The organism is Sphingopyxis sp., assembly GCF_035998905.1.
Classification (GTDB): domain Bacteria; phylum Pseudomonadota; class Alphaproteobacteria; order Sphingomonadales; family Sphingomonadaceae; genus Sphingopyxis.
This window is the reverse complement of record NZ_DASYHG010000007.1, coordinates 81,619-95,435: the sequence shown is the minus strand read 5'-3', so window position 1 is coordinate 95,435 and position 13,817 is coordinate 81,619. Positions and strand designations below refer to the sequence as shown.

The following is a 13,817-nucleotide window of genomic DNA, read 5'->3' as shown; positions in this document are numbered from 1 at the left end:
CAAGACCAGCGGAACCAACCGCTTGGCCGGAACAAATGAAGTAAGGAAACTCTCTATGGCCTCTACGGCTTTTCCGTCGCGCGACGATTTCGCCGCGATGCTCGACGAATCGCTGGGTGGTGCTGATGGCGGCTTTGAAGGCCGCGTCGTCAAGGGCACCGTGACCGCGATCGAAAACGACCTGGCAGTGATCGACATTGGTTTGAAGAGCGAAGGCCGCGTGCCGCTTCGCGAATTCGCCATGCCGGGCCAGAAGGCCGACATCAACGTCGGTGACGAAGTCGAAGTCTATGTCGACCGCGTCGAAAACGCCAATGGCGAAACCATGCTGTCGCGCGACCGTGCTCGCCGCGAAGCCGCGTGGGACCGCCTCGAAGAAGAATTCAACAAGGAAGCCCGCGTCGAAGGCGTCATCTTCGGCCGCGTCAAGGGCGGCTTCACCGTCGACCTCGGCGGCGCCGTGGCGTTCCTTCCCGGTTCGCAGGTCGACATCCGCCCCGTGCGCGACGTCGGTCCGCTCATGGACCTGCCGCAGCCCTTCCAGATCCTCAAGATGGATCGCCGCCGCGGCAACATCGTCGTGTCGCGCCGCGCCATCCTCGAGGAAACGCGCGCCGAACAGCGCTCGGGCCTGATCCAGAACCTGGAAGAAGGTCAGATCATCGAGGGCGCCGTCAAGAACATCACCGATTACGGTGCGTTCGTCGACCTCGGCGGCATCGACGGCCTGCTCCATGTCACCGACATGAGCTACAAGCGCGTCAACCACCCGAGCGAAGTCATCAACATCGGTGACAATGTCCGCGTCCAGATCATCCGCATCAACCGCGACACGCAGCGCATCAGCCTCGGCATGAAGCAGCTCGAAAGCGATCCGTGGGAAGGCGTCGCCGCCAAGTACCCCGTCGGTGCGAAGCTGTCGGGTACCGTCACGAACATCACCGATTACGGTGCGTTCGTCGAACTCGAACCCGGCATCGAAGGCCTGGTCCACGTCAGCGAAATGTCGTGGGTCAAGAAGAACGTCCACCCCGGCAAGATCGTTTCGACGAGCCAGGAAGTCGACGTCATCGTCCTCGAAGTCGACAGCGACAAGCGCCGCATCAGCCTCGGCCTCAAGCAGGCCCAGTCGAACCCCTGGGGCGCGTTCGCCGAAACCCACCCGGTGGGCTCGGTCGTCGAAGGCGAAGTCAAGAACGCGACCGAATTCGGTCTGTTCGTCGGCCTCCCGGGCGACGTCGACGGCATGGTTCACATGTCGGACATCGCATGGGGCATCTCGGGCGAAGAAGCGCTGCACCTCCACCGCAAGGGCGAGGCCGTGCAGGTCGTCGTTCTCGACGTCGACGTCGAGAAGGAACGCATCAGCCTCGGCATCAAGCAGCTTGAAAAGGGTGCTCCGGCCGTTGGCGGCGGCGCCGCTGCTGCGGGTTCGCTGAAGAAGAACGACGTCGTCACCGTCTCGGTCCTCGAAGTCCGCGACAATGGCCTCGAAGTTCAGGCTGGCGACGATGGCGCCACCGGCTTCATCAAGCGCGCCGACCTTGGCCGCGACCGCGACGAACAGCGCGCCGAACGTTACCAGGTCGGCCAGAAGTTCGATGCGATGGTCATCGGCTTCGACCGCTCGAAAAAGCCGAACTTCTCGGTCAAGGCGATGCAGATCGCCGAAGAGAAGCAGGCTGTTGCGCAGTACGGCTCGTCGGACTCGGGCGCCTCGCTCGGCGACATCCTCGGCGAAGCGCTGAAGGCCGGCAAGAAGGACTGATAATTTCATCCTTCCGCCGCAAGGCAAATGAAAAGGCCCGCAGAGTGTCCCTCTGCGGGCCTTTTTCTTGTCGTGATATATTTTGACCGAAAAGTGATTCATGATACCTTCTCCGCGCGTTGGGAGGGGTCTCACGCAAAGGGCCGGCAACGACCGGATGCCCGCTTCGGCGGGAATGGCGTGATTGTACATAATTAGGGGAAGCACATGATCCGGTCAGAACTGGTTCAGAAGATCGCGAGTGAAAACAGCGATTTGCGGCTCGAGGAAGTCGAGCGCATCGTCGACACTTTCTTCAATTCGATTGTCGACCAGCTCGCCTCGGGCGGCCGCGTCGAACTTCGGGGCTTCGGCGCCTTCTCGACCCGGTCGCGCGACTCGCGCACCGGCCGCAACCCGCGGACGGGCGCGGCGGTCGACGTGAAGGCCAAAAATGTCCCCTATTTCAAACCGGGCAAGGAAATGCGCGAGCGTCTGAACGACTGACACCGCGCACCTTGACCGTCACGGCCCGCGATACCGGCCTCAGTTCTTGAGCCGGTATCCGGTCCGGAACATCCAGAAAATCACGCCGAGGCAGAGCGCGAGGAAGAGTGCGACCGCGCCCATGCTGACCTCGATGCCGACATCGCCCTTGCCGAAGAAGGTCCAGCGGAACCCGCTGATCAGATAGACGACGGGGTTGAACAGCGTGACCGTCCGCCACGCGGCGGGCAACATGTCGAGCGAGTAAAAGGCGCCGCCGAGGAAGGTCAGCGGATAGACGACGAGCAGCGGGATCACCTGCAACTGCTCGAAGCTCTGCGCCCAGATGCCGATGATGAAGCCGAACAGGCAGAAGGTCACCGCCATCAGGATCATGAACGCGACCATCAGGAGCGGGTGCGCGACCTGCACGTCGACGAACAGGTGCGCGGTGGCGAAGATGATCGTCCCGATGATCACCGATTTGGTCGCCGCGGCGCCGACATAGGCGATCACCGTTTCGAGCGGCGACAGCGGCGCCGACAGCATCTCGTAAATCGTCCCCGTCCATTTGGGCATATAGATGCCGAACGACGCGTTGCTGATGCTCTCGGTGAACATCGTCAACATCATCAGCCCCGGGACGATAAACGCGCCATAGGGGACGTCGCTCACCTCGCTCATCCGGCTGCCGATCGCCGATCCGAAGACAACGAAATAGAGCGCCGTCGTGATCACGGGCAACATCAGGCTGGTCCAGAAGGTGCGCCCGAAGCGCGCCAGTTCGAAAGCGTAGATTGCGCGCACACCGCGCCAGTTCGCGGTCATGCCGCCTCTTCCTTCTTTTCATGCACCAACCCGACGAAAATATCCTCGAGCGAACTCTGCTTCGTATGCAGGTCCTTGAAGCCGACGCCGATGTCGCTCATCCGCCGCAACAGCGACGGCACCCCGGTCGCCTCGGCCTGACTGTCGAATTCATAGACGAGTTCGTGTCCGTCACCCGCGAGTTCGAGCTTCCAGTCGCCGAGTTCGGCGGGCACCGCCTGCAATGGTTCGGCAAGGTTGAGCGTCAGCGTCTTGCGCCCCAGCTTCTTGATCAGCGCATGTTTCTCTTCGACCAGGATGAGCTGGCCCTTGCTGATCACCCCGACGCGGTCAGCCATTTCCTCGGCCTCCTCGATATAATGGGTCGTGAGGATGATCGTCACCCCGCGCTCGCGAAGCCCATGCACCATCTGCCACATGTCGCGGCGCAGCTCGACGTCGACCCCTGCGGTCGGCTCGTCGAGGAACAGGATTTCGGGCTCGTGGCTCAGCGCCTTGGCGATCATCACGCGGCGCTTCATGCCGCCCGACAATTCCATGATCTTCGATGTGCGCTTGTCCCACAGCGACAGATCGCGCAGCAATCGCTCGATAAAGGCCGGATTGCGCGGCTTGCCGAACAGCCCGCGCGAGAAGCTGACTGTCGCCAGCACCGTCTCGAACGCGTCGGTGTGCAGTTCCTGCGGCACCAGCCCGATCAGCGAGCGCGCCGCGCGATAATCGCGCGCATGGTCGTGCCCGGCGACGGTCACCGTCCCGGCGCTCGCCGTCACGATCCCGCAGACGATGCTGATCATCGTCGTCTTGCCCGCGCCGTTCGGCCCGAGCAGCGCGAAAATTTCGCCCTTGTTGATGGTGAGGTCGACGTCGCTCAACGCCTTGTGACCGCTCTTGTACGTTTTTCCGAGGCCGGAAATCTCGAGGACTGGAGTCATGACGCGGGTCTAGCCGAGGCGCCCGACCGCGTGAAGCGGCAAACATCGCTTGACCTCCATCGGCCCATCGGCTTGACCGACACCGCGCGTGCGGACGTGGCGAAATCGGTAGACGCAGCAGACTTAAAATCTGCCGGCCTAGTGTCATGCGGGTTCAAGTCCCGCCGTCCGCACCAGCAAATGCCTCAACGCCGGATGAGCGCTTTTACCCCCGCCCGCAGGCCCATCCGGTCGAGCGCGCCCTTCCCCCACGCCGCCAGCGCGTCGATTCCGCGCATCACCGCGAGCGCAGCGCGATTGCGCAAGGTCGGGCGCAGCAGCAGGACGTCGACGCAAGCCACCGACGCGCGGCCGAATTGCGCCTTGTGTGCGCCGTCACCCTCGGTGAAATCGAACGCGCGAAAACCGCCTTCTTCATAGAGCGCGCGCATCGCCTCGACGTGCAGGACATTGCCCGGCGACAGATCGGCAAAATCGGGATCATAGCCGAGATGCGCATAGACGAGCATGCCGCGCTCGACCGGCAGGTAGAGATAGGCGATCGCTCGCCCGCCCGCGAGCAGCAGGAACGCACGAACCTTGTCCGCCGCGGCCGCGGCCACGGCCTCCGCCACATCCGCCCCGCCGGTGGGCAGCCCCGCCTGCATCAGCCGCGCCTGGTAGGTGCGCTCGGACAGTGCGCCGGCAATCGCCATGAACTCGGCCACCTCGTCGGCGGTTCGATAGGAGCGCACCGAAAACCCGCCCTCGAACCGGTCGGCCAGCCGCCGCGCCTTGCGCGACAGGGTCGAACGCGTCTTCGACGAAAAGCCCTGCCACCAATCGTCGAACCCCTCGCCCTCCATCGAGATATAGTGGCGCGGATAGGCCTGCCGCACGGTGACCAGCCAGCCCGCCATCGGCGCGGCAACCGCGCCGAGCCGCGCCGCGGGCAGCGAGCGGAGCAGCCACCCGTCCTGCCCCGCGGGCGGCAGGTCGCCGGGCGAACCCGCCAGCACGGCATCGAGACCATGCGGCACGACGCGCAGCCGCCGCCGCACATGCCCGAGCGTCCGCCCTGCCACCTCGACGCGCAGCGCAACGCTTTCGTCCGCCTGCCCTTCCCCCCGATCCCGCATTCGCTCCCCTTTGTTGCGATAGCCCTATTCCGGTTTCGCAGCACATGGTTATGATTGGCTTACGGAATTGGGAGGCAAGACGCGGAATGACGGGACAAGGCAGATACGGACGCACCGCCAAGGTCGTGGCGGCGGCGGCAGGCCTTGCGCTCACCGTGTCGAGCTGCGGCCTGTTCGGCGAGCGCGGGCCGGTGAAAATTGCCGCCATGGGGTCGCTCAACCCCGCCGCGACCCCGCTCGATGGCGAACTCTCCGCCGTCAACGCCGCCCTGCTCGACGCCACGTCGCAAGGGCTCGTCAGCTATGACGGCGAGGGACAGATCGACACCGGCCTTGCCGATCGCTGGACCGTGACCACCGACGGGCGCAGCTATATCTTCCGCCTACGCGAGGCCAAATGGTCGAACGGGCGCAAGGTCGCCGCCGAAGAGGTCGCCGCGATCCTGCGATCCTATCTCGCGCCCGCCAGCCGCCATGTGCTGAAGGACGATTTCCCCGAGGTCGAGACGATCAAGGCGATGACCGACACCGTCATCGAAATCCGCCTCGCGGTGCCGCAACCCGCGCTCCTCGAGCTGCTCGCGCAGCCGTCGATGGCGATCGTCAACAAGGGCATGGGCTGGGGTCCGATGCGCGCGCGCAAAATCGGCCGCGCCGTGCTGCTCTCCCCCGTTCCCGACCCGCTCGCCGAGGATCCCGAAGCCGCGGAGGCGTCCGCGCACGACCCCGCCTCGTCGATCGAGCTCACCGGCACGTCGCCCGCAGGCGCGCTCGCGCGCTTCAAGAACGGCTATGCCGACGGCGTGATCGGCGGCCGCTTTTCGACCCTGCCCTATTTCGTCGCATCGAACATCGGCCGCTCGCGGCTCGTCGTCGACCCGGTCCCCGGGCTGTTCGGTCTGTCCTTCGTCCGCGCCGAGGGTTTTCTGGCCACCGACACCAATCGTGAGGCGCTCGTCCGCGCGATCCGGCGCGAGCGGCTGGTCGACGCCTTCGGACTCGCCGAATGGCAGCCGCAGGTGACGCTCCGCCCCGTGCTCTACGCGCGCGATGGCGGCCCCGCCCCGCTGGTCCCCATATGGGCCGACTATGACGAGGCGTCGCGGGTCGCGCAGGCGAAGCGCGCCGTCGATGCCTGGCGCGGCGCGGGGCGCGCGATCGAGCCGCTGCGTATCGCCGTCCCCGACACGCCGGGCGGCCGCATCCTCTTCGCCTATGTTTCGGCCGATTTCGCGGCAATCGGCGTGCCCAGCCGCCGGGTCGCGATGGCCTCGGCCGCCGACCTTCGCCTGATCGACGAGGTCGCACCCAATGACGACGCCTTATGGGCCCTACGCCGCCTGTCGTGTCGCCGCGATACGCTCTGCAACCGCGACGCGCAGGACCTGATCGACCAGGCGACGCACAACATCGACCCGGGCCAGCGCGCGCAACAAGTCGGCGAGGCCGAAGCCGTGCTCGCCCGCTACGCTCCCTTCATCCCGCTCGCGACGCCGCTGCGCTGGTCGGTCGCGTCGCAGCGGCTGACGGGCCTGCGCGCCAACGGCCGTGCGCAGCACCCATTGAAACATCTCATCGCCTTACCTAACTAATACAGTGGCGCTTCAAGTTCGGGCGCTTTTGAAAGGACCCCGATTGCCCCTTCGACCCCCAATCCCGATGCGATTTTCGATGCGTTGATCCAGAACCGGACCGATCCCGCAGCGCTGCGCAAGCGCGTCGAGACGATGGAAATCCTGCTCGAACGCAGCTTTGTCATCCCCGGCATCAACCGCCCGGTGGGCCTCGACGCGATCGTCGGCCTCGTTCCCGTCGTCGGCGACGTGATCGCCGCGACGATGGGCGCGTACCTGATCTGGGAAGCGCGCAACCTCGGCATGCCGAAATGGAAAATCTGGCGCATGGTCGGCAACCTCGGCGTCGACACCGCGCTCGGCGCGGTCCCGCTCGTCGGCGACGCGTTCGACTTCTTCTTCCGCTCGAACACGCGCAATCTCAAGATCATCAAGAAGCATCTCGACAAGCATCATCCCGGCACGATGATCATCGACCAATAGGCGCTTCGCCTCCTTCCCCTCGGGTGTGCAATGCTGCTAGCACAGCGTCACCACACCCCAGGGGAGACTTTCCGAATGATCCGCGCCAGCCTCGCCGCGCTTGCCCTCAGCTGTTCCTTCGCCGCCGTCGCGGCGGCCGCGCAGGGTGCCAAAGACCCCTGGCTTTGGCTCGAGGATATCGAGGGCGCGAAGGCGCTCGACTGGGTCAAAAAGGAAAATGCGGCCACCGACAAGCTGGTCACCACCCGCCCGGGGTTCGAGGCCGACCGCAAGCGCGCGCGCGAAATTCTCGACGACGACCGCCAGATCGCCGAACCCGGCGAGGTCATGGGCGACACGATCACCAATTTCTGGCGCGACGCGGCCAATCCGCGCGGCCTGTGGCGCCAAAGCCCGCTCGACGCCTGGCTCGCGGGCAAGCCCGTCTGGACGACGCTGATCGACGTCGACGCGCTCGGCAAGGCAGAGAAACAGAGCTGGGTCTGGCACGGCGCCGACTGCCTCGCTCCCGACTATAAACGCTGCCTCGTTTCGCTGAGCCCCGGCGGCACCGACGCCGACGTCGTGCGCGAATGGGACCGCACGACGAAGAGCTTTATCGATGGCGGCTTCGCCCTGCCGCAGGCGAAGAGCAGCGTGACGTGGGAGGACGCCGACACTTTGCTCGTCGCGACCGATTATGGCGCGGGCAGCATGACCGCGTCGGGCTATCCGCGCATCGTCAAGCGCTGGAAGCGCGGCACGCCGCTCGCCGCGGCCGAAACGGTTGCCGAGGGCGAGCAGGACGATGTCGGGATGAACGTCTTCGCCTTCACCGACGGCGATACGCGCTGGCCGATGATCAGCCGCGGCAAGACCTTCTACACCGCCGACGTCAAGCTGCCGAATATCGACCGATCGCGCTATATCTCGTCGATCGTCCCCGACACCGCGAGCGTGCGCGACGTCGTCGACGGACAGTTGGTCATCTTCCTCAATCAGGACTGGGCAAACATCCCCGCCGGCTCGCTCGTCTCGCTCTCGCTTGCCGACATGTCGGCCGACCGGCAGGTGCCGATCGTCACCGCGATGACCCCGACGAAGGCGCAGGCCATCGAAAATGTCTCCGCCACCGATAATGTCCTCTGGGTCAAGGCGCTCGACGATGTCGAAGGCAAGCTGTTCGCGCTGCGCCGCGATCCCGCAACCGGCCGCTGGAGCCAGAAGGAAGTGCCGCTCGCCGACAAGGCGACCGTCACCATCGCGGGGACGATCGGCAAGCGCGATATCGTCCTCGCGACCGCCGAGACAATGCTGATGCCGCCGACGCTCTACGCTGTCACCGAAACCGGCGCGCCGCAAACGGTGCAGAGCCTGCCCGCAACCTTCGACGCGAGCAACATGCTCGTCGAAAAGCGTTTCGCGACGTCGAAGGACGGCACGCGGGTACCCTATTTTCTCGTCCGCAAGAAATCGGACAGCGAAGCGCCCGTCCCCGCTCTGATCCACGCCTATGGCGGCTTCCGCGCCGCGCAGACGCCGGGCTATCTCACCGGCCAGCCGTACCGCGCTGGCCCGCTCGGGCTGTTCTGGGTCGAGGACGGCAATGCCTACGTGCTCGCCAACATCCGCGGCGGCGGCGAATATGGTCCCGCCTGGCATCAGGCGGCGCTGCGCGAGAAGCGCCAGAACAGCTTCGACGATCTTCACGCCGTCGCCGAGGATCTGGTGAAGACGGGGGTCAGCGCGAAAGGCAAGATCGCGATCTCGGGCCGCTCGAACGGCGGCGTGCTCGTCGGCGCCGCGATGACGCAGCGCCCCGACCTCTACGGCGCGGTGATCTCGGGTTCGCCGATCAAGGATATGTGGCGCTACGACAAGATGCTCGCGGGCGCTTCATGGGTCGCCGAATATGGCGATCCCGATATGCCCGCTGACTGGGCGTTCCTGTCGAAATATTCGCCCTATCACAACATCCGCAAGGGCGTGAAATACCCGCCGATCTTCCTCTATCTTTCGACGAAGGACGACCGCGTCCACCCCGGCCATGCGCGCAAATTTGCCGCGCGGCTGATGGAGAACGGCAACCGCGTCTATTATCACGAATATCTGGAGGGCGGCCATTCGGTCGGCGCCGACCATGCCGAGGATGCGGTGCGCGCGGCGATGCTCCACGCCTTCCTGACGCGCGAGCTCGTCGAGAAGAAATAGCGGTATGGCAGACAGGATCGCGCTGATCGAGGCGGGCGGTACCAAGTTCGTCGTCGGCGTTGGCGACGCGACGCGCCAGATCCTCGCGCGGACACGGATCGACACGGCGCGCCCCGCCGAAACGATCGCTGCGGCGATCGGCTGGCTGCGCGCGCAGGGCACCGATTATGTGGCGGTGGGCATCGCCAGCTTCGGCCCGCTCGACCTCGACCCGTCATCGCCGGCATGGGGACATATCCGGCGGACCGCGAAGCCGCACTGGAGCGGCGCGGACATCGCCGGGCCGTTCGGCCGCGCGCTCGCCTGCCCGGTCGCGATCGATACCGACGTCAACGGCGCCGCGCTCGCCGAAGCGATGTGGGGTGCCGGTGCGGGAACGAAGTCGGCGCTTTACCTGACGGTGGGCACCGGGATCGGCGGCGGCGCGGTCGTCGACGGACGGCTGATCCACGGCGTCGGCCACCCCGAGATGGGGCATATCCGTATGCCGCGCCACCCCGACGATCGGGCGTTCGCAGGCAATTGCCCCTTTCACGGCGACTGCCTCGAAGGCCTTGCGGCGGGTCCGTCGATCAAGGCGCGGTGGGGCGCCTCACTATCCGAACTCCCCGCCGGTCATGCCGCGCACCGCATCATCGCCTGGTATCTTGCGCAGGCCGTCGCCACCTTCCAGGCGATCCTCGAGCCCGCGCGCATTATCCTCGGCGGCGGCGTCATGGCCACGCCCGGACTGATCGAACGCGTCCGCGCCGAAGCGATGGCCGCATCGAACGGCTATTTCAGCGGCGATCCCGAAACGCTCATCGTGCGCCCCGGCCTCGGCGATGACGCCGGCCTGCTCGGCGCGCTCGCGCTGACCCGCCTCGACGGCCACCTCCGCCGCGTCGCGGGCGGCTGAGCCAGCGCTCAGCGGATCTGCCGCTTCTCCAGCTTGCGCGCCAGGGTACGGCGATGCATCCCCAGCCGGCGCGCGGTTTCCGATATGTTGAAATCGGTCTCGACCAGGGTCTGGTGGATATGCTCCCACTCGACGGTCTTGATCGACGTCGGTCGCGCATCGAGCGGCGCGTCGGCATTGCCCTCCGACCGCTCGAACGCCGCCTCGATATCGTCGGTGTTCGACGGCTTGGCGAGATAATAGGAGGCGCCGAGCTTGATCGCCTCGACCGCGGTCGCGATGCTTGCAAAGCCCGTCAGAACGACGATCCGCATCGCCGGATCGAGCGCGCGCAACGTCTGGACGCAAGCGAGCCCCGACGCCCCGCCGAGCTTCAGGTCGACGACCGCATAGCCGGGGCGCCAGTCCGCCAGCAGGCCATCGAGCGCCTCGGGGCTGTGCGCAACGCGCACATCATAGCCGCGCCGTTCGAACGAGCGCTTGAGCGTCCGTGCGAAGGCTTCGTCATCCTCGACGATCAGCAATTGCCGCCGCTCGCTCATACCGTTTCTCCGTCGCCGCGCGCGAGCGCCGAGATGGGCAGGAATATCCGCACCAGCGCGCCGCCCGCGTCGCGATTTGACACGCTGGCGCCGCCGCCGAGCTTGCGCAGCACGTTGACGAGCAGGAACAGCCCCAGCCCGCCGCCGGGGCGCCCCTTGGTCGAGCGATAGGGCTGGCCGAAATTCTCCAGCATCTCCGCGCTGAAACCCGGACCGCGATCGGCGATCTCCATCACCAGCATGTCGCCGTCGCGCGATGTCGTGATGCTCGTCCAGTCGGGCGACACCTCGGCCGCATTGTCGAGGATGTTGCCGATCACCTGCCGCAGCGCGGGGTCCGACACGATCGCGACATCGGCGCCGAAGCGGTCATTGAATTCGACCGTGCCGGGGCGGCGCACCGCGCGCGTGTGCGCGACGATCTCGTTGAACGAAGCGCGCATCGTCGTGAGCTGCGGTCCCTCGCCGCGCGCCTCGCCCGCCGACATCAATATGCCGCTGACGATCGCCTTGCAGCGCTGCACCGCCACGTCCATGTCGGCGAGGTCCTCCTGCAACTCGCGGTCGTCCTTCAGCCGCGGCGCCGCTTTCCAGTCGCCGATCAGCACCGACAGCGTCGACAGCGGGGTCCCCAGCTCGTGCGCTGCGCCCGATGCGAGCAGGCCCATGCGCACGATATGATCCTCCTCCGCCGCGCGCTGGCGGCTCGTCGCGAGCGCCGCGTCGCTGTCGCGCAGATTGCGGCTGATCCGCGTGACGAAGGCGACGAGCAGCACCGCGATGAGCAGGAAGCAGACGAAGCTGCCCTGCAGATAGAGCTTCATCGGGTCGGCGGCATAGGGCGGCGGCAGCACGAGCGGCGTCGGATCGACGCGCAGCGCGGCGAGCGCGGCGAGCGCCGCCGCGACGATCGCCCATGACGAGCGCGGGGTGAGCAGGATCGCGCCGATCACGACTTGCAGCAGGAAAAGCGAGGCAAAGGGGTTTTCGAGGCCGCCGCTGTGATGAAGCTGCCAGCCGAGCGCCGCAACGTCGAACAGCAGCACGGCGGTGAGTTCGGCGTTGGTTACCGCGCGGCCGCGGCGCAGCGCCGCGAGGCTGGCGAAGTTGATCGCGATCAGCACGAGGATCGCCGTCAGCAAGGGCGCGCGCGGCAGCGAAATGCCCATCGGGCCGCTGACGATGCCGATCGTCGCCAGCTGTCCGCCGACCGCCAGCCAGCGCAGCTGGATCAGCAGCGTCATGTTGCGGCGGCCCGCGGGAGCGCGGGCGGGCGTCGCCGGCAGGATCGTCGGGTGGGTCATCAATCCCGGATACGCCACAGACGCCAGGCAAAAAAGAGGCTGAGCGCGCATAGCGCAAACCAGGTCAGCGCATAGACGAGATGATTGTCGGGAAAGCGGACGACGGTGAGCCCGCCGACCGGATAGCCGCCGGGGTTCACCCGGGCATCGGCATCGACGAAATAAGGCGCCGTGCGGCCCAGCCCGCGCGCCTTGGCGATCGCCGCGACGTCGCGCGAAAACCAGCGATCGGTCGCCGGATCGTTCGCACGGAGGAAGGCGCCGCCGGGTTCGGTGACGCGGAGGAGGCCGGTGACGGTTACCCTGCCCACTTCATTGCCCCCCGCGCGCGCTTTCGCTTCGCGCCGGTCCTTGGGCACGAAGCCGCGATTGACGAGCAAGGTGAAACCGGGCGTTTCGAACGGTGTGACCACCCAATAGCCCGGCCCGCGATCGGTCACCGCCTGCACCAGCGTCTCGCGGTCGTGGCGGAAGAGGCCGGTCGCGGTTACCCGGCGATAGGCATCGCGCCTTGCGCCGATCCGTTTCCAGCTTTCCGGTCCCGGCGCGGCGACGGGTTCGGCCTCGATCCGCGCCGCGACCGCCGCGACCAGTTCATGCTTCCACACGCGCCGTTCGAGTTGCCAGACGCCGAGCGCCGCGAGCGCCGCGGCCGCAACCAGCGCCGCGGCGGCGAAGGCCGCGCGGCGGGCGCGTGTCACGGAATCTGGCTCGTCGTCTGACTCGTCGGTTCGTGCGGCATCGGCATCATGTTGGTGTTGAGGTGGTGCATCACCCACAGCGACCCCGCGAGCATGATCACCACGACGATCACGGTGAAGATCAGCGAGGTCAGCGACCAGCCGCCCTCGGCCTTTGGCGTCATATGGAGGAAAAAGACCATGTGGACGACGATCTGGACCACGGCGAAACCCATGATGATCGCGCCGGTCGCCCCGGCGCTCAGCGGCATCGTCATCACGAGCCAGAAGGGAATCGCAGTCAGGATCACCGACAGCACGAAGCCGATGACATAATCGCGCATCGACGCGTGCGGCATCTCGATCTCGTGATGGCCGTCGGCGGCGTGGTGGGTATCGTGGCTCACCGCAGCACTCCCATCAGATAGACAAAGGTGAAGACGCCGATCCACACGACGTCGAGGAAGTGCCAGAACATGCTGAGGCACATCACGCGGCGCTTGTTCGCCGCGATCAGCCCATGCTTCGACAGCTGGAACATCAGGGTGACGAGCCAGACGATGCCGAAGGTGACGTGCAGCCCGTGCGTGCCGACGAGGGTGAAGAAGCTCGAAAGGAAGGCGCTGCGCTGCGGCGTCGCGCCGATCTCGATCAGGTGGTGGAATTCGTAAAGTTCGATCCCGAGGAAAGCGAGCCCGAACAGGCCGGTGATCGCGAGCCAGAGCTGCACGCCCTTCACCTTGCCCTGCTGCATCTGGAGCACCGCAAAGCCGTAGGTGATCGACGAGAAGAGCAGCATCGCGGTGTTGAGCGCGATCAGTTTCAGGTCGAACAGATCCTTCGGCGCCGGCCCCGCAGCATAGCTGCCGCCGAGCACGGCATAGCAGGCGAAGAGGATCGCGAAGATGAGGCAGTCGCTCATCAGATAGATCCAGAAGCCCAGCATCGTGCTGTGCCCCTCGGGATGCGCATGCTCGTCGAGGTCGTAGAATTGCACGGGCGTGTCGGCGGCTATTGCTTTTGCGCTCATCG

At 66.1% G+C, this 13,817-nt stretch carries 14 protein-coding genes and 1 tRNA gene; 7 read left to right on the top strand and 8 right to left on the bottom strand.

All coding sequences use genetic code 11. The features are described 5' to 3' along the window. Positions 1 to 55: 55 nt before the first annotated feature. Positions 56 to 1,768 carry a 30S ribosomal protein S1 gene (gene rpsA, locus VGN62_RS02030; protein ID WP_327450659.1) on the top strand — a complete coding sequence of 571 codons (1,713 nt, stop codon included), beginning with the start codon at positions 56 to 58 and terminating at the stop codon, positions 1,766 to 1,768. Positions 1,769 to 1,975: 207 nt separating this feature from the next. After that, a complete protein-coding gene (locus VGN62_RS02025; RefSeq protein ID WP_293645256.1) occupies positions 1,976 to 2,254 on the top strand; it encodes an integration host factor subunit beta in 279 nt (92 codons plus the stop codon). A 39-nt stretch (positions 2,255 to 2,293) separates the two neighbouring features. Here VGN62_RS02025 and VGN62_RS02020 read toward each other — a convergent pair whose 3' ends face one another. Both VGN62_RS02020 and VGN62_RS02015 read right to left on the bottom strand, forming a co-directional pair. After that, positions 2,294 to 3,061 (bottom strand): ABC transporter permease, encoded by a 768-nt coding sequence (locus VGN62_RS02020; protein WP_327450654.1) that lies wholly within the window; start codon positions 3,059 to 3,061, stop codon positions 2,294 to 2,296. Further along, on the bottom strand, positions 3,058 to 3,996 hold the full coding sequence (locus VGN62_RS02015; RefSeq protein WP_327450652.1) for an ABC transporter ATP-binding protein: 939 nt from the start codon (positions 3,994 to 3,996) through the stop codon (positions 3,058 to 3,060). The genes VGN62_RS02020 and VGN62_RS02015 overlap by 4 nt, the downstream gene beginning before the upstream one ends. Before the next feature lie 90 nt (positions 3,997 to 4,086). Between VGN62_RS02015 and VGN62_RS02010 the strand changes: the two genes are divergently transcribed. After that, positions 4,087 to 4,172: transfer RNA gene (locus VGN62_RS02010), tRNA-Leu, on the top strand. A 9-nt stretch (positions 4,173 to 4,181) separates the two neighbouring features. On the opposite strand, the gene VGN62_RS02005 is transcribed toward VGN62_RS02010, so the two are convergent. Further along, positions 4,182 to 5,114, bottom strand: a complete 933-nt coding sequence (locus VGN62_RS02005) for a GNAT family N-acetyltransferase (protein WP_327450650.1) — start codon at positions 5,112 to 5,114, stop codon at positions 4,182 to 4,184. Between the two features lie 86 nt (positions 5,115 to 5,200). Between VGN62_RS02005 and VGN62_RS02000 the strand changes: the two genes are divergently transcribed. From VGN62_RS02000 to VGN62_RS01985, 4 genes are all read left to right on the top strand, one after another. Beyond that, on the top strand, positions 5,201 to 6,706 hold the full coding sequence (locus VGN62_RS02000) for an ABC transporter substrate-binding protein (protein WP_327450649.1): 1,506 nt from the start codon (positions 5,201 to 5,203) through the stop codon (positions 6,704 to 6,706). A gap of 42 nt (positions 6,707 to 6,748) precedes the next feature. Then, positions 6,749 to 7,171, top strand: coding sequence for a DUF4112 domain-containing protein (locus VGN62_RS01995; protein ID WP_327450766.1), 423 nt, complete (start codon positions 6,749 to 6,751; stop codon positions 7,169 to 7,171). 75 nt (positions 7,172 to 7,246) lie between these two features. Further along, entirely contained in the window at positions 7,247 to 9,361 is a 2,115-nt protein-coding gene (locus VGN62_RS01990; protein ID WP_327450647.1) for a prolyl oligopeptidase family serine peptidase, read from the top strand. Between the two features lie 4 nt (positions 9,362 to 9,365). Then, on the top strand, positions 9,366 to 10,259 hold the full coding sequence (locus VGN62_RS01985; protein WP_327450645.1) for an ROK family protein: 894 nt from the start codon (positions 9,366 to 9,368) through the stop codon (positions 10,257 to 10,259). Positions 10,260 to 10,267: 8 nt separating this feature from the next. On the opposite strand, the gene VGN62_RS01980 is transcribed toward VGN62_RS01985, so the two are convergent. The 5 genes from VGN62_RS01980 to cyoC are packed head-to-tail and all read right to left on the bottom strand — an operon-like array spanning position 10,268 to position 13,815. Beyond that, positions 10,268 to 10,801 (bottom strand): response regulator transcription factor, encoded by a 534-nt coding sequence (locus tag VGN62_RS01980; RefSeq protein ID WP_327450644.1) that lies wholly within the window; start codon positions 10,799 to 10,801, stop codon positions 10,268 to 10,270. Further along, on the bottom strand, positions 10,798 to 12,105 hold the full coding sequence (locus VGN62_RS01975; RefSeq protein WP_327450643.1) for an ATP-binding protein: 1,308 nt from the start codon (positions 12,103 to 12,105) through the stop codon (positions 10,798 to 10,800). The genes VGN62_RS01980 and VGN62_RS01975 overlap by 4 nt, the downstream gene beginning before the upstream one ends. Continuing rightward, positions 12,105 to 12,806, bottom strand: a complete 702-nt coding sequence (locus tag VGN62_RS01970; RefSeq protein WP_327450642.1) for an SURF1 family protein — start codon at positions 12,804 to 12,806, stop codon at positions 12,105 to 12,107. Before VGN62_RS01970 ends, VGN62_RS01975 begins: the two co-directional genes overlap by 1 nt. Further along, positions 12,803 to 13,144, bottom strand: a complete 342-nt coding sequence (gene cyoD / locus VGN62_RS01965; protein ID WP_327450764.1) for a cytochrome o ubiquinol oxidase subunit IV — start codon at positions 13,142 to 13,144, stop codon at positions 12,803 to 12,805. Before cyoD ends, VGN62_RS01970 begins: the two co-directional genes overlap by 4 nt. A 44-nt stretch (positions 13,145 to 13,188) precedes the next feature. Then, positions 13,189 to 13,815, bottom strand: a complete 627-nt coding sequence (cyoC, locus tag VGN62_RS01960; protein ID WP_327450640.1) for a cytochrome o ubiquinol oxidase subunit III — start codon at positions 13,813 to 13,815, stop codon at positions 13,189 to 13,191. Positions 13,816 to 13,817 lie beyond the last annotated feature (2 nt).